The following is a 21,360-nucleotide window of genomic DNA, read 5'->3' as shown; positions in this document are numbered from 1 at the left end:
CGGCTCATTGATCCGCTTGAGCACGAAACTAATGCAACACAAAAAAGGGCCAGACTGACGTCTGGCCCTTTTTTGTGTTAACGAACTGAGGCGAAAACGCCCCAGAGCTCCGCGATTACGGTGTACAAGCAATCGCTTGCGGAGCGTTTTCCGTGGTCAGCGCATTGATGTACAGGTAGTCGACATTGCCCAGACCGCCGCCAGAGCCGGCGTACAGGGTAATATCGGTCTCGCCTGACTCAAGCTCGAGATCAACACTGGACTCCATCCAGGTATCCCAGGCCGAGGTGGACTCCATATCGATCTGGGCCACGCCGATCTGGCTGTTGATATCCACACGGGCGAAGCGGTTATCCCCCGCACCGTTGGCGTAACGAACCAGCAGACGGTAGGTGCCCGCATCCCGAATGTTGACCTTGTAGGTGATGTACTCACCTTCGGCATTATCGGTATTGGAGAAACCATCGCCCTCAAAGCCGGCCCAGTTGCTCTCGATCAACCCATTGGACATCTCGCAGTAACCATCTTCGTTCTCATTGATGGTCAGGCTGGTGGTACTCGGGTTTTCCTCATAGACCAGCTCCGTGGAGGGCTCGCCGACAATGACATCGCCATTGGCCATGGTGACCCGCATGAAGTACCAGTAGGACTGCAGTTCCACCAGACCCTCGTACTCGGCGTACACACCGCGCAGCTCCAGACCTTCGGACACCACCACGGTGGCACCTTCCGCGGACGCTTCGGTATTGCGCAGGATTTCGATCTGGCTGATTTCGCCCTGGAAGTTTTCGAGGTTCCAGTCGATGCGAATACCACCATCTTCCAGACGCGTGAGGATATTGGTTTCCGGCTCGGGCAGCTCGAACAAAACTTCACCTTCCGGATCGGTATTGATGACGGTGCCATCCTGCAGAGTTACCTCGAAGGAATACCAGTAGGTTTCATTCTGGGTAAACCCATTTTCACCGCCGGTATCGCGCAGGCGACCGTCAAGCGCTCTCACGTCTTCACGCACCAGAGTCATTCCAGTCAGCGAGGCACTGGTGTTGCGGTACAGGTCAACATTGACAATATTCTGGCCAAAGTTCCACAGCTTCCAGGTCAGATTGATGGTACCCAGCGCCGGGTCAAGCTCGGCTGACAGGTTGGTGACATTGCTCTCCAGACCAAAACCGAAGGGACCAACGATCTCCGCACTGGCGACCTGCTTGAACATATACCAGTACCCCTGGCCTTCGATAAAGCCACCCTCAGGCCCAGCATCTTCAAAGCAGCCCTCGTAGATCACCGCTGGATCGCTGATCGGGTAGATCCGCGAGCGGCCACTGGCCTGGTTCTGATCGTTGCGGTACAGCTCATTATAAGTCGCACCGGGCGCAACGTTCTCAAGGTCCCAACATACTGTCATGACACCATCGGCATAGGTAGCGCTCAGGTTGGAGGCTTCTACCACCAGGTTTTCCCCGAAGGCTGGAGCCGCGTCAATGATATTACCCTCTACCGTGGTCAGCTCGACCCAGTAGTAGTACTTACCACCCTCTTCTGTATCGCCATCGGTCCAGGTTTTTGCGTCCGGATTAACCTCTGCGTATGCCATAGAAGGTTTTTCGGGCACATTCTCGACATCATCGGTCTGAGCGCGATAAATATAAATATCGCTCAACTCGAGGTCGGTCACCCAAGTGAGGTCGACGTAGTTGTTGGAACTGGCCGCCTCGACACGGGGAATCTGCGTGGATGTCAGTCGTGTCTGATAGGGGCCATCAATGCCGGCGATTGCATTGCCATCCAGATCGGTGGCTTCAACCCAGTAGTAGTAGGTCACATCCGGGCTTGCTGAATCGTCAACGAACGATGTCTCACCACCTTCGGCCACACCCACACTGGTCGCGGAATCGCGCGCATCGGATTCACTCCGGAACACTTCAAAGGAGTCGAGCTCCGCGTCACCGGGAATCACCTTGACCAGAACATTGTCATTATTGCCCTGGACTACAGCGGCACTGACAGGCTCGGCCGGGACCGCCTGGGTTTTGAACTGCGGAAGTTCCTTCACGATATGATCGTACAGCTTCATATCCGAACCCATATAGAAGCTGGGGTGCGGAGGCTGATTGTAACCAACGTTCTGCCACGCAATGGCAGTACGATACTGACGATCATGCATCAGGGTGGGCAAGCGGACATCGGTGGGAATATTGCTGGAGTAAACCATCAACCGGGTGCTGGCCTCATTCGCCAACACCACCTCTTCACGCCAGTCGCCCAACAGGTCGGCGGACAGAGCGGGGGTCGCCTTGGTACCATTGTTGGACACCGCCAGACCATTGGCGAAAGTACCCGCATTCAGCAAGGGCTCTTCCACCAGCATGGATTCAGGGTTCCACTTGGTGATTTCGGTACCATCCAGCATTTCGCGGTTGAGGTCGCCGTCCCACCAGACCATAAAGTTCATGGCCGGCTTGTTCTCGGAAATGACGGAACCATCGGACGCCATCAGGCCACCGCGGGACCCCCAACTCTCCATTCCGGGATAGTTTGGATCAATATCGCCTGTCACACCACGACCCACGTCATCACCTTCGCCATTACTGGGCTGAGAGATCAGAATCTCGCCCGTTGCGGCATCGTGAACTTCCACACCAAAATTGCCGTCTTCGGTGATGTAGGCGCTGGAACTTTCGTGAACCATGAAGATTTCCAGACCGGGGTTGTCCGGAATAATGTCCGTGACGTGCACAGCGTCGCCATGTCCGAGTCCGGTGCTGTATAGCGGAGTACCATTGTCATCCAGGGTCGCCGCCCCGAAGATGATCTCATCTTTACCGTCACTGTCGACATCGGCCACACTCAGACTGTGCGCGCCCTGCCCCGCCAGACTTGGACCAGACTCATCCTCAGCCGAGTCATAGACCCAGTTTTGAGTCAGGGTGCTTCCATCGAAGTTGAACGTCGCCACTACAGCACGGGTGTAGTAGCCTCGGGACATTACCAGACTGGGCGTCTGGCCATCCAGATACGCAACGCCCGCCAGGAAACGGTCAACCCGGTTGCCGTAGTCGTCACCCCAGATTGCGTTGATATCCTCACCGCGAGGTGGAATATAATCAACGGTACTGATGGCTTCACCGGAAATGCCATCGAACATGGTCAGGTACTCGGGACCATCCAGAATATAACCGCCATCGTTGCGATAAACAGCTTCGGCGTCGCCAATCACGGTACCGCGACCGTCGACAGTGCCATCGGCGGTCTTCATCGCCACTTCGGCGCGGCCGTCCTGATTAAAGTCGTAGGCAATAAACTGGGTATAGTGAGCGCCGGCACGAATATTCGGCCCCAGGTTGATGCGCCAGAGGAAATCGCCTTCCATCGTATAGGCATCAATGAGCACATCACCGGTTTTGCCGGACTGCGCATTGTCTTTGGCGTTGTCGGGGTTCCACTTGACGATCAGTTCATACTGGCCGTCACCGGTCAAATCAGCGGCAGAGGCATCGTTGGCTGAGTAGCTGTACTCTTCTCCATCGACAAAGCCATTGGCCGGTTTGTTCAGGGGGATACTCAGATAAGGCGTCTCTGGTGCGGCAACGACCGCCGAGACATCTTTCTGCTCATCGTCAACCAGAGCTTCGATCTGATAGGTATCGCCCGGCATCCCGTTGGGGTCTTCCAGGAAAGTGGGCTCTCCGGGGCGAACCGTCCGGAAGAACTCGTCGTTCTTGTAGACGGCAAAGATGATTCGCTGCTCGTCCAGGCCGGACCAGCGCCAACTGAGGACATTGCCTTCTTCCTCGCCAGGCATTACTACCAACCCGCGATCAAGGTATTCGACATTGGAGCTGCCGCTGGTGTCGCGCTCAGCGTCGGTCAGTGGTGGAGCGTTGAAGGGCTCTGCCGGTGTGTACTCGTCATCACAGGCCGCCAGCATCGTGGATAACAACACAGGTACCAGCGGTACCGCCAGTGCCCGTATTTTGCCTTTGGAGTAACTTCCGTCTTTTCTCATTATGCAATCTCCGAAAGTGATCTTACGAAAGAGATGTAGAATTAGCGGTTAAAACTACATGGCGATGAAACTGAATTCTTATTTAGGGTGAAAAGACCAACGGAATTAGTCATTTATCATTATGTAACTGCTAACAAAAAACCATCAATGATCATATTACATCAGCTTCAATCACGATTCTAGTGCTTTTCGTCGTTGTTTTCCAATAGTTTTCAAACTTCTAAAAGCCACACCTCCCTCTCTCCGCCAAGGCAGGGTTGCAAAGAAAACGAGGCTATCCTGCCTACGCCACATAAGGTTCTATTGACCATATACCTTCCGGGAACGGTGTCATGCAGGCCCACGCTATGGGGCGGCACCCCGGGGAACCACTGAGCGCACTGCCGGATATCGCACTGACGGCCAATTACTCCAGCGCCACCAGGCACAGCCATCCAGGCACTTCTATATATGCACCTAAAACCGTAACATTATTCTTAAACGGAATAATAAAGTCAGTTTTAAAATCTATTTGAGATTGAAATGACTGCTAGTGACTGCAACGCAGGGTTATTGTGGTTACATTTTGTTGAATTTGATTTTTTTTGGTTATACTATGGGGACTGTTAGCAAAGTAACCATTACATAAAATTTCCACTTACTAACATTTAAGGCGGGATTTAATAATGAATAACTACAATCAGTCTGAAAAGCTTGATTGCACCAAAACAACACCACTCTTTAAAAAGAATTCACTAGCCAGTCGTATTGCTTCCATTGTTCTGGCCGGGGCCGCATACAGCACCTTTATGGTGACCAACGCCTACGCGCAAGAGCAACAGGACAACGAACAGCAAAGCCAATCTCAGAACGACAACGCGTCGTCCGAAGATACCGTGCTTGAAGAGGTATTGGTCACCGGCATCCGTCAGAGCTACACAAGTGCTCTGGATCGGAAGCGCGAAGCCGGCACCATGATGGACTCCCTGGTCGCCGAAGACATCAGTGAATTCCCCGACAAGAACATCGGTGAAGCACTGCAGCGAATTTCCGGCATTCAGCTCAACCGCGATATGGGTGAAGGTACCTCCGTCAGTGTTCGTGGCGTTGAGTCAGGCCTGGTGCGAGTTGAGCTGAACGGTGTGACCGCCATGGGTATGGGCGGCAGCCGCAGTGTAGACTTCCGGGACATGGCCTCAGAGCTGGTCAAGTCAATTGACGTCTATAAGGGCTCTGAGGCACGACTCACCGAAGGTGGCGTGGGCGGTACCATTCAGATCAACACGCGCAAACCCAACGAATTTGAAGAAAATTTCCTATCAATCAATGGCGAAGCCCAGTATAACTCCATGATTGATGAGGTTATGCCCAAGTACAACCTGACCGGCGTCTACAAAGCATCCGATCGTCTGGGCTTCCTGGTGAATATTACTGGCTCTGATGTGCACACCATGCTGCACGGCCTGCGTAACACCAACTGGCAGAAATACCACGATGTTGACGGGGTCGCCAGCAAAACCTCAGTCGACCAGCTTTATGCAGACTACTCCACCCAACAGGAGTGTATGGATGCGGGGCTCGATTCAGCCAGCGAAACAGCTTGCCTGGAGCAGTGGCACGAATACAGCCCAAGCACCCCGCGTTATAGTATCTGGGGTCGCGAGGAAAACCGATTGTCAGCCAACGTCGAAATGCAGTACGCGGTAACCGACAACCTGTCTTTCGACTTATCCTATACCGACGGTGAGCGTGAAAAACTGGCGACCGACCGCAACTTCCAGGTAGAAGTCGGTTCGGCTTTTGATATCGACAGCGCAGTGGTCGATGCCAACAAGAACGTTACCCAATTCGTAACCAATGGTATGAACGCGGCCGGCACACCTATTGGTGCCACCATCAGAAACCGGACCCTGAACTTTGACTGGAACCAGGAACGCAAAGTAATGCGGGCCGGCTTTGACTATGTCAACGATAACCTGGCAATCGATGGTTATATCGCACGGTCAACCACGTTTGAGGATATTGATTCCCGGGATACCCAGACCGCACAGAACAACGTGGGGGGCATTGTCGTTACCCAGGTCAATGACCTTCCGGAAATCGACTTTACCGACGCCTACATCATCAACCAGGACGATGTTGAAGATACCTTCAATACCTTCAACTACAATGACGGCACTCAGTACACTTCTCTGGACCGTTTCAAATACGCGCCTTCCCAAAGCGAGGCATCTGAGAATATTGCCAAATTTGATGTAACCTACAGTCCCGAGCAGAGCTTCTTCACCGCCTATCGCACCGGTTTCATTGCCACCGACCAGGACTTTGCCAACAACGCCTGGGGCTACAACCTGATGCAGACGGTAGGCAACCCCTATACCGTCGACGGTGAAACCCGCATCTGGACCCAGGACGATCACGAAGCGGTACTGCTTGGAAACCGTTTTGCAACCGATAAGTTCTTCCGGGATTACAACCCGGGCGTGGACATCATCGAAAGTTACATGGCCGTTGATACCGAGCCTTACCTGGCCGCCCTACTTGAACGCAGCGGTTTCAGTTCTGCCGAGGCGGCGCGTGGTAACCTACAGCCCATCGACAGCCGCTACGACATCAATGTCCAGACTCAGTCCGCCTACGTACAGGCCGATTTCGAGACCGATGTGGGTAGTATGGTACTGCGCGGTAACTTTGGTGTTCGGGTCGCCCGCACTCAGACCGAATCGGAAGGCTTCACTCGCATCCGGGTGCTCGTAGAGCAGACCGACGAAGATGGCAACCCGATTTACGGCCCCAACGGCGAAGACCTGGCCGGTGTCGAAGATCCGGATGATCCGCGCGCTTTCGAAGGTCGCCAGACCGTCGAGGAAGACTTCGTGGATGTCCTGCCCAGCCTGAACCTGACCCTGGAAATGATTGAAGGGCTGGAAGCCTATCTGGGCGTGGCGAAAGTGATGGCTCGCCCGCAGATCAACGACCTGAACATCAACGCCGATTGTACGCTGCGCGATTATCCGCTCGCACGTGATCAGATGATCCCGAACACCTGTACCGCCGGTAACCCGGACCTGGATCCCTACCGCGCGACTCAGGGTGAGGTGGCTCTGACCTGGTATCCGAATGAAAGCTCCATTCTGTCCGGCGCCTACTTCGTCAAGGACATCACCAGCTACATCTTCGGTGCAGAAACCCAGCAGGACGTGGACTTCTTCAACGACGGCACCCTGTGGGATGTTCGTCAGCAAGTAAACAAAGAGGGTATCACGACCAAAGGCTTTGAATTCCAGGCCTCGACTTTCTTTGACTTCCTGCCCGAGCCTTTCAACAATACCGGTGCGAAAGCCAACTATACCTATATCACCGCCGACAACGTGGATGATTTCAACCCGCTGACCGGCGAGCAGATGCCGTTGCGTGGTCAGTCAGAGAACTCCTACAACCTCGAAGCCTTCTACGAGGACGACACCTGGAGCCTCAAGCTGGCCTACAACTACCGCGATGAATTCTATTCGCGCGTGTTTGACGGCCTGCCGGTATTTGTGGATGCCAGCGGTTACATCGACGGTAAAATCACCTATACCTATGATGAAAACCTGAAGTTCTACGTCGATGCGCGGAACCTGGGTAAAGAAGTGAAACTGGAAACCTCCGGCGTCGGACGGACCAACGACCTGCAGTGGTCTGGCCGCATGTTCTCCGCTGGTTTCACCTACCGGATGTAAGTGCTCTCCTAAAGCAACACCCCCTTTAAGGCACCCTTTGGGTGCCTTTTTTTGTGCTCGACTGAGGGGGAAACGTCAGGCAAAAAAAAGCTGCTGATTGGAGAATCAGCAGCAAGCCGAGGAGGAGATCAGAAGTCGTGATTGCTCGGTGGTAGTCGGCGCTGGTAAACCAGAAGACAGGAGAACACCGGACTTGAGCAAAGCTGTTGAGCGGACTCGAAGGGCCGGGTGAGAGAATGCTCTCTGTGCGACGCCGGGTGTACTATCAACGGAGCAACCTGAATCCCAACTTCCACACTATGGTAGGTTTTTTTAGTCAACCCGTCAATCATTTTAAATCAATAACGATCTTTATAAATCATTTAAGATCGCGGATTGTACTCACGTCACCGGAAAATACTTCCGCGCGTCTATTCTCAGCGGGGGCGCCACTCCAATACATGAATGGCGGTTGCTTCCTGCTGTTTCCCAACGGCGTCATCACCGTCAACCTGCGCCACACGCTGTAACAAAATATGAGCTTGTTGATTGCCAGACCATTGCGCCGGATCGATGGAGGGCTCCCAAGCGCCAACCGAACTCTCAGTCAGGTACCGGTAACGCCATTCAGCCCCGGAGAGATTCGCTAACGAAGCGCCTAAAACGCGTCCACCGTGATGGTCACTGCGGTATACAAGGTGAATTCGCGCCGCGTTCTCCTCCACCAGCAACGCCGCCCGGGAGATCGGCGGTTTCTTGGTACCGCCTCCCGCCAGAGTGAACGGCTGCGCCGCCTTGGGTCCGGCAATAAAATTCCAGCCCTCTGACGAAGGGTACACAATGTTGAACCCCGGATTGTCGCCAGGGTTTTCAGACCAGTAGGAGGTCACAAAAGGAACGCCGCTTGCCGAGACTGCAAGGGCGGGAGGGTTCATCAGGTTGCTGTTCTGCTTGATGGCGTGGGCGACCTCTGCGGTACGCTGGGTGATCGGGAGCCTGTACAGCGTACCGTCGCGACGCTGCCAGGTCTCCCCACCATCCACTGATTCCGCATACAGCAGATCGTGATTGGTGGCGACGTCGGGCGATTCCCGCCACACCCACGCCAGATGCAGTGTATCGTCGGGGCCAACCACCATATCCCAGTAAGCGCTTCGCTCCCCTTCTCCGTCGATGAGGTTATCCTGTCTGCGGGTCCAGCGTTGGCGCTGTATATCGTAGTGATTCAGAACCACCTTGCCTCTGCCCGACGCGCCATCCCGGTAAACAAACAACAGATCGCCGTTGCTGAGCCGAAAGAATTGCGGATAGGTGACTTTATCCTCCTCAGAGCCGACCATCTCCACGGGATCCATCATCTCCAGGCTGCCAGGGGCTTCAGAAACGCTGTAGCTCAACGGCGAATCGTGATGCCCCCACGCCAGGTGCAGATAACCTTTTCCGTCCACGATCAGACTGATGGAGTTGTGCGCATCCCGCGTATTGGCGAAAAACGGCGTCGGCGTCCTGTGCCATTGCGACGAGCCCAGGGGACGCTTGGCCAGGATCACCCGGCCTTCGGGGTCGTAGTACCCGGCGTACTGGTGCCCGCCGTGAGTAAAGAGCATCTGGCGGGTTCCGGCCACCACATTGACCGAACTTCCAGAGAAGGCCTCAGGCCCAAGTGGGATCTGATCGATCCCTGCGGCCTGCGACCCCGGCCAGTACTCCTCGGGCGAATGCAAACTGCAGGCACCCAGTGCAATCGCGACCAGCATTGCGGTACCGACTATCCCGTGATTCCCCTGGACGGCCATCACTCTTTATCGCTTCCAATATAGAAACTGGGATGGGGAGGCTGATTATAGGACGTGTTCTGCCAGGCAATGGCGAGCCGGTATTGCAGGTCATGCATCAGCGTGGTGAATCCGTGCTCGCTGGGGATAGGGGTGGAGTAGATCCGGAGAAACTGATTATCCTCCGAGCGCAATACAATCTCCTCGCGCCAATCACCAAGAATATCACCCGATAACGCCGGAGTGGCTTTGGTTCCGTTATTGGAAGTCATACCACTGGCCTCCATCAGAGTGTCGACCTGCTCGGTCTCCCAATTCCATTTATGAACGGTATTGTGATTGAGCAGCTCACGCTGCAGGTCACCATCCCACCAGAGGGCAAAATTGACCGGCCCAGGACGCTGGGCGCCAGTGGATTTCCCGTTGATATCGAACAGCTCCGGTGCGTTCAGTGCCCAGACCTCAGCGCCGGGGAAACGCGGATCAATATTGGCGGCCAGCCCTCGGCCATTGTCTTTCCGGGCGCTTTTCGTCCAGAGAACCCGGCCGCTCTCGGCATCGATCAGAGCCGACCCGATACCGCCGTTTCCGCGAATGTCCTCATAAACACCAAACACTTCAAGGCCGGGGTTTTCCGGGTCCAGATCCGATACGTGCAAGGCGTCGCCATGTCCAAACCCGGTGCTCCATTTCGGGGAACCGTCGTGATCGACAGCCATGGCACCATAAATGATTTCATCTTTTCGGTCGCCATCGATATCCGCTACGGACAGCTGATGATTACCTTGCCCGGCGTACTCGTCAGGTATCTCCTCTGACAGGGTATCAAAGGTCCACCGGGTAGAAATTTCGCCATCCCGGAAATCGTATGCGGCAATGACGGTGCGCTCATAGTAGCCACGGGCCATGACGATACTGGGCATCTCGCCGTCAAGAAAAGCAACACCGGCAAGATAGCGCTCGGACCGATTGCCATAACCATCCCCCCACAGGGACTTCATCTCAGCCATCGTCGGGTTATCGTTGCCCGGAGCCCGCTGGGGAATATAGGGCTTGGTATCCATAACCCGACCGGTTTCGCCATCGAACACGGAAAAGTACTCCGGGCCTTCGAGAATTCGTCCTTTGAGTTCACCCAGATAGCGCCCGTCTTCAGTCACCTTAGATCCCGTGCGGTCTCTCACCTCAGGATTCCCGCTGTGAGAGACCCAATCGGCGTCCGCCGACCCGATCACATTGCCTTCTCCATCCACGGTTCCGTCGGCGGTTTTCATGGCGATCTCCGCGCGGCCATCGCCATCAAAGTCATACACCATGAACTGGGTGTAATGGGCACCGGAGCGGATATTCCGGCCCAGATCGATCCGCCAGAGTCGTTCACCATCCAGCGTATAGGCATCGATCAGGGCGTTACCCGTATAGCCGCCCTGGGAGTTATCTTTTGCGTTTGAGGGATCCCACTTGAGAATGATTTCATACTGGCCATCGCCATCCAGGTCGCCAACGCTGGCGTCATTGGCGGTGTAGTGGTAGCGATCACCGTCGGGCGTCACACCGTCTTTCGGCACATCCAACGGAATTTCAAGATAAGGGGCGCTCCAGGTGGTCGCCACATCAACGATCTGGCCATCGGCTTTCAGTTGATACTCGTCACCGGCTTTTCCTTCCGGGTCCATAAAGTTGGAACGCCCGTTAATGGGCTGCTCCGAAATCAATTCACCGTTCCGATACACTGAAAATGAGAGACCGTCAGGGTCTTGATACAACTGTCGCCAGGAAACAAGCACACCCTTATCAGAAGGTATCGCCACCAATCCGCGATTCAGGTGCTCCAGGAACCGGCCGTCCTGGCTTCCGGATTTTACGTCGGCCAGTTTTATTACCTTCTGATCCGCTCCCTTCGCCACCGATGGATCGCTGTCATTCAATGCGGTACCACAACCGGGCAGTGTGGCGAGCAACAGCAGTCCCAGCGGGGCCCGACGGAATGAACGCTTGGTGTTATGCAACGTTATTTTCATGATTGAACCTGCATTTGGTCGATAAGGTTGATTGGCTATAGAAACGATGCGACTTTTCTCAGAGCGATGCAGCCGAAGACTCCACTGCCAACGCCTGACAATAGTTCCGCCATTGCGCCCTGTAGTGATCCAGACCGTCGATCGACAATGGCTCACAAAGGGTTCCGCCTTCGGGACTTTGCGGGTCGGAAAGCGCCAGGGACGCCGCGCCCTTGACGGTTCCCGTCGAGTCATTGGACAGATACACCGGATTATCACCGCGCAGCGTTGCAAGCATTCGGCACAGCAGGCTGTTCTTCAAGAAGGCCCCTTCAACAAACACCGCGCCCCGAGCCTTGAGAAGATCGAGCTCAAGGTCCAGCATCAATGCACTGTACACCGACGCCAGAGCGGCCCCATTTATTCGATCGGTACTTCCCTCTATTCGCCCCGGCGTTCCGGAAAACGGGCCCGAGGTATCACAGAACTGGGGCAGCGCGTAGACGGCATCCGCGAAGACGGTTTCGATATCCTCAACACTGAAGCGCTCCTCCGGATAGGATCCCAAGCGGTAACAGATGGCTTCGTATTCCCGCCCGCCCATAAAGCGGGCACAGGGCACCGGAGTCCCCCGGTAATCGACATTCATCAGCATGTCCCGGGATTCGTCGAGTTCGGCGTTACCCCCGCTGTTGGTCATGGTGATTGCCCAGGTCCCGGTAGAAATCACAGAGAACGGCTGGCCATCATTCTGAAGCAGATACCGCAGGTAACTGGCGTTGCTGTCATGGATGCCCACCGCAACCTGACAGGAAGCGGGCAAACCGGTTCGGGCGATGAAATCGGAGCAGACCGGACCCACCAGACTGTCGGCGGCTTTCAGCTCGGGGAACAGTGCACGCCACCCCATCCGGTCAACCAGCGATGAGTAATCGTTTCGCTCCGGAGCCCAAAGGTCGGTATGACAACCGAGCGAGGTTCCTTCGGCGCAGCGCTTACCGGTCATCCGCCACACCCAGTATTGGGGGTACAACAGAATATCAGTGGCTTGCCCGAACGCCTGGGGAAACCGTTGCTGCAACCAGAACAGTTGCCGCCCCAGATTCAGGCCCGCCGACAGATCGGGCGAGCGGGTTTCGGAGAAGTCCGGTCGAACACCCGTGTAGTCTTGTGTTATTGCATCGGGGCCGTCGTATTCATAATCCAACACCGGAAGCACCAGCCCATTACCGGAGCCGTGCCGATCGACGAGGGCCGCCGTAGCGCCGTGGGTGGTGACACTGATCGCGGTAATGGAAAATCTGTCCGTCACCTCGCGAACCGCCTCGCAGAACCAGTCCCATATGGCATCCACATCGAAGTGGGGATATAGCGGATTCTCAACCACGGCATTGCGCCTGGTTTTCTCGAACCGACTCTCGAGATGCTCATCGAGAACATGCACTTTAATGTTGGTTTTACCAATATCCAGAATCAGAATGTTACTCATTGGGACAAATTCACCATGTCGTGTTGTCGCCGGGATGTCTGCATGATTCACCCCGGTTCAAGTCAAGTGTTCCGGTTAACGTTGGGCGTGCTTCTCTTTCAGGTGGGACCAGAGGGTCGCCGATAGCATATAGGTCACCGTTGGAAGAAAGACCCAGTGTTCGACCGGGTCAATGTTACCCGAATCTACGCTATACAGCCCGAGCCCCAAGCAAACCAACAACGAGCCGATCGCCACCACCGCGGATGCGGCCATGGCGGGCGAATCGAAATGGGCTTGCTCACCGCGAACTCGCGCCTGTGGCGCATTCAGATACTGTTGCTCCGCCCGCTTTCGCCGTACCTCGTCGGCCTCGTGCACGGAGGATAGCGCGTAGGAGGCCGCCGCCCCACTCCAGGCCGCCAAAGCGGTGTACACGGCGGTTGCCGTCATCCAGGTGGGGATGAGCAGAAAAAACAGGTGTAAGCCTAGCCAGTGGAACACCCATGCCGCACAGAGGGACAGAAGCCAGGCCAAGCATGCGGACCAATTGAGATAAGCCTGTCGATAATGGTTCCAGTATCGGGTCAGGCCGATCCGGGGAAAGATCCAGTGTTCGGTCACAATGACCGCGCCAATCGGCGCCAGGATCAGCCCCATCAGGCCCACAAAACTCATCAACTGGGTAAACACAAACGGGAAACAGGCGATGACGGTAGTCACCGCACCGGTAATGGCGGTGACCGTGGTGCGACGCCACCGGGGATGCAATGACTGAAACGCCAACCCGGCCCGGTAAATGGTCGGATTGGACGTTGTCCAACCGGCGATGATGACGACCAAAATCCCGGTCGCGCCAAGGGCCTGATAGGCCACCGAGCCCGCATCCAGTTTCTCAATGGAGGTATTGAGAACGAGCGCCGCACCGGCGCCCATCACGCCGGCGCACACCCAGGCCAGATAGTGGCCAATAAACATCCCCAACACAGACAGAAACCCGTAGGACGACTTTCTGGCATAGCGCAGTATGGTCATATCTGACAGGCCGCCATGCATGGCCAGGTTGGCCACCCAGGCAAAAGCCGCCACATGCCAGAGCCCGAGCCCGTCTTCGTCACCGCGCCATATATGGGAATCGGCGATCAATAGCAGCCGCTGAAGAAAAGAGGACTCGGGCGCGAGCGGAGTCGCGTCACGCAGAACGGTAAGCATGGTCAAGCCGCCCACCACAAACATCATGATCATCCAGGGTGCGCAGACTTGCGCAAACACCGCCAGACGGCGAAACCCCTTGGTAGAGACAATGGTCACCACAGCACCCACCAGCAGGGCCACGGCCACGAAGGCGGGATCGGTCGGGTACCACTCAACCTGCGGGCCGATACCGAACAGAATTCGGGCCGCCGAGGCGGATACCGTGATCATGGCGCCCGCCAGCACACAGAAAAGGAGGCCATTCACCACGCTATAAAGGTTGATCAGTCCCTTGCCGCCAATTTTCTTCAGGTAGGCGTAGAGCGTCAGACGCGTGTCCACCGCGATGGGTGCACACACCAGGCCCCAGGTCAGCACCGCGGCCAGATTGCCCCACAGCAGCCCCCAGAGCACATCGGCAACGCCAACGCCCCAGGCCACAAAGCTGGCGCCAATGACAAATTCCGTGCCCGCCACATGCTCACCGGCATAACTGGCGGCAAAATGGCGGGCGGGCTTCAACTGATCGGGCCGCAAGGGCGCCTGCTCAAACTCATCGTGGGACGGCATGTTCACTATACTTATTTGTATTGTTGACGGTATTCGAGGGTTCGGGCCGCGACAGGCAGGCTCGAACTGAACATTAATGATCAGTTATGAACAATAACGTCAAAATAGCATTTAAACAACCTCAAAACCCATAAAGATTCGATCAACTTCACCTTGACCCTCCATTTTTGCTCATTTATAATCACTCTCAATCAGAAATTCGGATTATGAATCCATTATTCACCTGAAATAAGAGCGACGACCATGGCCTCGAAATTAGATAACCTCTGGAATGATCAAGAAGCCGCCAAGATGAGCGAGCCCGAGCTGTTGAAGTACCGCTCCAACCTGCTCGGCTCCGACCTGCGCATCACCAACTTCGGCGGAGGCAACACCTCGGCCAAACTCACCATGAAGGACCCACTGAACGGTCAGGACGCCGAGGTGCTCTGGGTAAAAGGCTCCGGGGGTGATCTGGGCTCGATCAAACTCGATGGTTTCTCCACCCTTTATATGGAGAAGCTCCACCAACTGAAGGACCTGTACCGGGGCCTGGAGCACGAAGACGAGATGGTGGGCTACCTGCCCCACTGTACTTTCAACCTGAACCCCCGCGCGGCCAGCATCGACACGCCGCTGCATGCCTACATCCCTCACAAGCATGTCGACCACATGCACCCGGATGCCGCCATCGCCATTGCCTGCACCAAGAACAGCAAGGAATTGACCGAAACGATTTTCGAAGGCGAAATGGGCTGGCTGCCCTGGCAGCGCCCGGGCTACGACCTGGGGCTGAAGCTGGAAAAAGTGGCCAAAGACAACCCCAACCTGAAGGGCATCATGCTGGAAGGTCACGGTATCTTTACCTGGGGTCCCACATCCAAAGACTGTTACCTGACCACGCTGAACATCATTCAGCGCGCGCAGGACTGGCTGGAAGCGAACAACAAAACCGACGCCTTCGGCGGCATCAAGTATGACAACCCCCTGGATGAAAGCCGTCGGCAAACCGTCATCAGCGAATTGATGCCCCTGATTCGCGGCAAAATCACCAACGAGCAACGCAAAATCGGCCACTTCAACGATTCCGATACCGTGCTGCAGTTCGTGAACTCCAAAGACCTGGAGCCACTGGCCGCTCTCGGCACATCCTGCCCGGATCACTTCCTGCGCACCAAGATCCGCCCGCTGGTTTTGGATTTCGACCCCACCGCCAAGGACCTTGATGCTGAACTGGCACGCTGCGTGAAGGGATTGGATCAGCAACTTGAAGCCTATCGCGAGGACTACGCGGCGTATTACGATCGTTGCAAGCGGGGCAACAGCCCGGCCATGCGCGACCCCAATGCGGTGGTTTACCTGGTGCCGGGGGTCGGCATGATCACCTTTGCCAAAGACAAGGCCACCGCGCGCATTGCCGGTGAGTTCTACGTCAACGCCATCAATGTGATGCGCGAAGCCAACGGCGTCAGCGAGTATGTGGGCCTGCCGGAGCAGGAAGCGTTTGATATTGAATACTGGCTGCTTGAAGAAGCGAAATTGCAGCGCATGCCCAAGCCCAAGTCTCTGGCCGGCCGCATCGCCTTCATCACTGGTGGCGCCGGAGGTATCGGCAAGTCCACGGCCATCCGTATGGCCGAGCAAGGCGCCTGCATCATGTTGGCCGACATTGACCAGGCCGGTCTCGACCGCGCACAGAGCGAATTGACTCAGGCGTTCGGGAAAGATGTCATTCGCCAGGTGCACTGCGACGTGACCAAACCCGAATCGGTCGCCGGCGCCATGACCGAGGTTGCCCGGGAGTTCGGCGGCATCGACATTCTGGTGTCCAACGCCGGCATTGCCAGCTCCGCCCCGCTGGATGAAACCAGCCTGGACCTGTGGGACAAGAACATCAGCATCCTGGCCACCGGTTACTTCCTGGTCGGTCGCGAAGGCTTCAAACTGATGAAACGGCAGAGCACCGGCGGCTCCGTGGTCTTTATCGTCAGCAAGAATGGCCTGGTGGCCTCTCCCGGTGCGTCGGCCTACTGCACAGCCAAAGCCGCCGAAATCCAGTTGGCCCGCTGCATCGCGCTGGAGGGAGCCCCTCTGGGTATTCGCTGCAATGTGGTCAACCCCGACGCGGTACTGCGCGGTTCCAAAATCTGGGACGGCGAGTGGCGCCAGGAGCGTGCCGCAGCGTACGATATCAGTAACGAAGAACTGGAAGAGCATTACCGCCAGCGCAGTATGCTCAAGCGTTCGGTGTTGCCGGAAGACATCGCCGAGGCCGCCTACTTCTTCGCGGCGGATCTGTCGGCCAAGTCCACCGGCAATATTATCAACGTCGATGCCGGTCACGCGCCGTCCTTTACCCGATAACCCGAGCCAGCAGGAAAATAATCATGAAATACGCCATTCAGCCTGACGTCGTCTCGGCGCATAACGACAAACTGGCCTCCGATCTCAACCGGGATTTCGAGGTTCTGGGCGAGCAGCTCTCCCGCAAGGGAGTTGATATCAATGCCCTGACCGAAAAAGCTCAGGCCTTCGACATCGCCGTGCCCTCCTGGGGCACCGGCACCGGCGGCACCCGCTTTGCCCGCTTTCCCGGCGTCGGTGAACCGCGAAACATTTTCGAGAAAGTGGAAGACTGCGCGGTCATCCATCAGCTCTCGGGCTGTGCCAGCGCCATTTCGCCCCACTTTCCCTGGGACGTGGTGGATGACTTCAGTGAACTGAAAGCCCACTCCGACAGCTACGGCCTGAGCTGGAGTTCGGTGAACTCCAATACTTTTCAGGATCAGCCGGACCAGGCACAGTCCTACAAGTACGGCAGCCTCACCCATACCAGTGCGGCGGTACGCGAGCAGGCCATCGCCCACAACATCCAGGTGATCGAGTGGGGTAAAAAGCTGGGCTCCGACACGCTGACGGTCTGGGTCGGCGATGGCTCAAACCATCCGGGCCAACAACACTTCCAGCGCGCGTTTGAGCGCTACCTGGACAGCGCCAAAGCCATTTACGCCGCCCTGCCCGGCGACTGGGAAATGCACCTGGAACACAAGATGTTTGAGCCGGCGTTCTACTCCACGGTCATTCAGGACTGGGGCAGCAACATCCTGGCGGCCATGGAAACCGGCGAACGCTGTAAGTCTCTGGTGGATCTGGGCCATCACGCGCCCAACGTCAATATCGAAATGATCGTCTCCCGCCTGATTCAGTTCAAGAAGCTGGGCGGCTTCCACTTCAATGACAGCAAGTACGGCGATGATGATCTGGACAGCGGCTCCATTCATCCCTACCAGCAGTTCCTGATTTTCAACGAACTGGTGGATGCGGAGCACCGCAAACAGCCCGGTTTTTCACCGGCCTATATGCTCGATCAATCGCACAATGTCACCGACCCGATCGAAAGTCTGATCAATTCAGCAATTGAGGTGCAGCGCTCCTACATCAAGGCTCTGCTGGTTGACCGCACGGCACTGGAAGGTTATCAGCAGGACAATGATGCCCTGATGGCAAGCAACACGCTGAAAGAAGCGTTCAACGTCGACGTGTCTCCGATCCTGGCCATGGCCCGTTTCCGGAAAAACGCCGCGATCAATCCGCTCGCCACCTACCGGGCCTCCCAGTACCGCGAGCAGGCGGCGGTGGCTCGCCCGGATACCGGTGGCAGCCGTTCCGGTATTGTGTAGCGCATTGGGTGCCGGCTTCAATGTGTCGGCCGGCACCGTTTTTACCCTTCCCGGTCGCTGTGAATCAGACGGATAATTATGTCGAATAACCAGTCATCACAAGGCCCTCATGTCGGCCTGTTTATTACCTGCCCGGTGGACCTGATACGGCCCAGCATCGGCTTTGCGACCGTAAAGCTGTTGGAGCAGGCCGGTTGCATCGTCAGCGTGCCGGAACAGAGTTGCTGTGGGCAGGTCGCATTCAACAACGGGCTTCCCGACGAGACCCGCGCACTGGCCTGGAACATTGTGCAGAGTTTCAAAAACTTTGATTACGTCGTTGCGCCCTCCGGCTCCTGCGGTGGCATGATCAGGGAACACTACCCCGAACTGTTCGACGGGGACCCCCGAAGCGCAGAGGTCGTTGCCTTCTGCCGCAAGGTGTTTGAGCTGACCAGTTTTCTCACGGATGTGCTGGACTACACCCCGGACACACCCAATATCGACCTGAGTTCACAGAAAGTGACCTATCACGATAGCTGCGCGGGCCTGCGCGAGCTGGGCATCAAGCAGCAGCCACGCCGTCTGTTGAAGCAGTGCTCAGGGGTCGAGGTGACCGAGATGGCCGACACCGATGTCTGCTGCGGCTTTGGCGGCACCTTCTGCGTCAAGTACTCGGATGTCTCCAACCGCATGGTCGGCGACAAAACCCGAAACATTCAACAATCCGGCGCCTCCATGGTGCTGGGCGGGGACCTGTCCTGCCTGCTGAATATCGCCGGCAAGCTGCAACGGGATGCCGACCCGGCCTCCGGCAATTCTGTGGTTCAGGTGCGTCATATTGCCGAAGTGCTGGCGGGTGATCTCGCCGCGCCCGCTATCGGCGAAGCCGCCGCCGACTCCGGGGAAACATCATGAGCGGCGTCCAGATACAGGAACCGGACTTCATCGCCCGCTCCCGGGGCGCCCTGGATGATGACAACCTGCAGCAGGCCCTGGAAAAGGCCGGCTCAGGCTTTGTGCACAAACGCCAGGCGGCGATCGAGCGCGTACCCAACTTCGAGGCCATGCGCGATCGCGCCCTGCGCGCACGCCAGCGTGCGCTGAAAAATCTGGATATTTACCTGCTGCACTTTGAAAAGAAAGTGCAGGACGCCGGCGGACAGGTCCATTGGGTCGAAACCCCCGAACAGATGCGCGAGACCGTCGTCGGACTGTGTCGTCAGTACGAGGCCAAAACTGTCACCAAGGGCAAGTCCATGGTGGGCGAAGAGGTCGAGCTGAATGAGGCGCTCGAAGAAGCGGGCATCGAACCTCAGGAAACCGACCTGGGCGAATATGTCATCCAGTTGGCACATGAACGCCCCAGCCACATCGTCGCCCCGGCACTGCACAAAACCAAGGCGCAGGTTCAGGCCCTGTTCCGGGACAATCATCCGCTGGGCGAGCGGGATCTTGACGCCGTCGAGTCGATCGTCAACGAAGCCCGGGACGTGATCCGCGAGCGGTTCCTGCAGGCGGATGTGGGTATCACCGGCGCCAATATGCTGATTGCCGAGACCGGCACCGCCGCGATTGTGACCAATGAAGGCAATGGCGACCTGACGGCGACGCTGCCCAAAACCCATATCGTGACCACGTCCATCGACAAGGTGATTCCCACCTGGAAAGACGCCAGCGCCATCCTCCGGGTACTGGCCCGCAGCGCCACCGGGCAAGACATTACCACCTACACCACTTTTTTTACCGGCCCCAAGGGCGCCCAGGATAAAGACGGGCCGGAGAATTTTCATATTGTCCTGATGGACAACCGGCGCACGGAAATTCTGGGCACGGAATTCCAGGACATGCTGCACTGCATTCGCTGCGGTGCCTGTATGAATCACTGCCCGGTCTACCAATCTGTGGGCGGGCACACCTATAACAGCGTCTACCCCGGCCCCATGGGCGCCGTGCTCACCCCCCTGCTGCGCCACGGCAAAGATGACTATCAGCTGCCCAATGCCAGTACCTTCTGCGGTCGCTGCGAATCGGTGTGCCCGGTGCGCATTCCCCTGCCCGGCCTGATGCGCAAGTTACGGGACAAAGAGCAGCGTGAAGCGACCCGTTCCAAGGCATCAACGATGGCCGTTAAACTGTTTTGCCGACTCAGCCGCCGCCCCGGACTTTACCGGCGGCTGACCAGTCCTGCGGTGAAGGTGTTGCGCTGGCTGGCAGGCAGCCGGGGACGCTTCCGCTCACTGCCGATGATGTCCGGCTGGACCCGGTACCGGGATTTCTCTGCGCCGCAGGGGTCCAGCTTCCAGACTCAGTGGCGGCAACAGCAGCGTCAATCACACCCGGAGAACCGTCGTCATGGATAGTCGCACCCGTATTATCGAGCGCATTCGTCAGTCCATCGGCAGCGACCACGCGGACGAGGACCTGGAAGCGGCCTTCAAAACACTGTGTGAGACGCAGGCCGACACGCCGGCCCAACCGGCACTCAGCCATGTGGAAACCGTCTCGCGCTTTATCAGTGAAGCCCAACGCAACGGCGCCGTGGTGACCGAGCTGGAAAGTCTGGAGCAGGTTCAGCACTGGCTGGAGCGTGAGGCGGACAGTCAGAGCGTTCCCCCCACCCTGTCGCTGTCCCCCCAAATCGCCGCGAGCCAATCCGATTGGGGATCACTGACCCTTTCCGACGACACACCACAGCCGGTTCAGAGTTGGGGGCTGGTGCGCGCCCACTCGGCGATGGCTGAAACCGGGACCATCATGTCCCTGAGTCGTGACTGCCCGAGCAGGTTGTTGTTTCTGGTGGAGCGGTTGATTGTGTTGATCGACAAGCGGGACATTGTCCGCTTTCAGGAAGATGCCTGGGAGAGACTGCACGACGGTCAGCCTCTGCCGCGAACAGTCAACCTGGTCACCGGCCCGTCCCGGACCGCCGATATCGAGCAACAGATTCAGATTGGCGCCCATGGACCGCGCCGGACCGATTACCTGATTGTTGAGTCCCTGCCCCAGTGACCAAACCCTATTGA

11 protein-coding genes are annotated in these 21,360 nt (G+C 56.8%); 6 read left to right on the top strand and 5 right to left on the bottom strand.

Annotated features, from left to right (window positions below; translation table 11 throughout):
• Window positions 1–115: 115 nt before the first annotated feature.
• Entirely contained in the window at window positions 116–4,009 is a 3,894-nt protein-coding gene (locus N645_RS17330) for a carbohydrate-binding protein (RefSeq protein ID WP_024459712.1), read from the bottom strand.
• Window positions 4,010–4,674: 665 nt separating this feature from the next.
• Between N645_RS17330 and N645_RS0101325 the strand changes: the two genes are divergently transcribed.
• Window positions 4,675–7,710: a TonB-dependent receptor gene (locus tag N645_RS0101325; protein WP_024459711.1), complete on the top strand. Its 3,036-nt coding sequence runs from the start codon at window positions 4,675–4,677 to the stop codon at window positions 7,708–7,710.
• Window positions 7,711–8,126: 416 nt separating this feature from the next.
• Here the strand turns inward: N645_RS0101325 and N645_RS0101320 are convergent, their stop codons facing one another.
• From N645_RS0101320 to N645_RS0101305, 4 genes are all read right to left on the bottom strand, one after another.
• On the bottom strand, window positions 8,127–9,446 hold the full coding sequence (locus N645_RS0101320) for a BNR repeat-containing protein (RefSeq protein ID WP_024459710.1): 1,320 nt from the start codon (window positions 9,444–9,446) through the stop codon (window positions 8,127–8,129).
• 38 nt (window positions 9,447–9,484) lie between these two features.
• Complete coding sequence (locus tag N645_RS0101315) at window positions 9,485–11,485, bottom strand: rhamnogalacturonan lyase (RefSeq protein WP_193744937.1); 2,001 nt, start codon at window positions 11,483–11,485, stop codon at window positions 9,485–9,487.
• Between the two features lie 58 nt (window positions 11,486–11,543).
• Window positions 11,544–12,953 carry an FGGY-family carbohydrate kinase gene (locus N645_RS0101310; RefSeq protein WP_024459708.1) on the bottom strand — a complete coding sequence of 470 codons (1,410 nt, stop codon included), beginning with the start codon at window positions 12,951–12,953 and terminating at the stop codon, window positions 11,544–11,546.
• 75 nt (window positions 12,954–13,028) lie between these two features.
• Window positions 13,029–14,696: a cytosine permease gene (locus tag N645_RS0101305; protein ID WP_024459707.1), complete on the bottom strand. Its 1,668-nt coding sequence runs from the start codon at window positions 14,694–14,696 to the stop codon at window positions 13,029–13,031.
• Between the two features lie 243 nt (window positions 14,697–14,939).
• Between N645_RS0101305 and N645_RS0101300 the strand changes: the two genes are divergently transcribed.
• The 5 genes from N645_RS0101300 (at window position 14,940) to N645_RS17325 (ending at window position 21,346) form a co-directional block, all read left to right on the top strand.
• Window positions 14,940–17,039, top strand: a complete 2,100-nt coding sequence (locus N645_RS0101300) for a bifunctional rhamnulose-1-phosphate aldolase/short-chain dehydrogenase (protein WP_024459706.1) — start codon at window positions 14,940–14,942, stop codon at window positions 17,037–17,039.
• Window positions 17,040–17,062: 23 nt separating this feature from the next.
• On the top strand, window positions 17,063–18,355 hold the full coding sequence (rhaI, locus tag N645_RS0101295; protein WP_024459705.1) for an L-rhamnose catabolism isomerase: 1,293 nt from the start codon (window positions 17,063–17,065) through the stop codon (window positions 18,353–18,355).
• A 78-nt stretch (window positions 18,356–18,433) separates the two neighbouring features.
• A complete protein-coding gene (locus N645_RS0101290) occupies window positions 18,434–19,252 on the top strand; it encodes a (Fe-S)-binding protein (protein ID WP_024459704.1) in 819 nt (272 codons plus the stop codon).
• Complete coding sequence (locus N645_RS0101285; protein ID WP_024459703.1) at window positions 19,249–20,697, top strand: LutB/LldF family L-lactate oxidation iron-sulfur protein; 1,449 nt, start codon at window positions 19,249–19,251, stop codon at window positions 20,695–20,697. Before N645_RS0101290 ends, N645_RS0101285 begins: the two co-directional genes overlap by 4 nt.
• Window positions 20,690–21,346 carry an LUD domain-containing protein gene (locus tag N645_RS17325; RefSeq protein WP_024459702.1) on the top strand — a complete coding sequence of 219 codons (657 nt, stop codon included), beginning with the start codon at window positions 20,690–20,692 and terminating at the stop codon, window positions 21,344–21,346. Before N645_RS0101285 ends, N645_RS17325 begins: the two co-directional genes overlap by 8 nt.
• The last annotated feature ends 14 nt before the right edge of the window (window positions 21,347–21,360 follow it).

Origin of the sequence: Marinimicrobium sp. LS-A18, assembly GCF_000463525.1 — a bacterium.
GTDB classification, from domain to species: domain Bacteria; phylum Pseudomonadota; class Gammaproteobacteria; order Pseudomonadales; family Cellvibrionaceae; genus Marinimicrobium; species Marinimicrobium koreense.
This window is presented reverse-complemented; position numbering and strand designations above follow the sequence as displayed.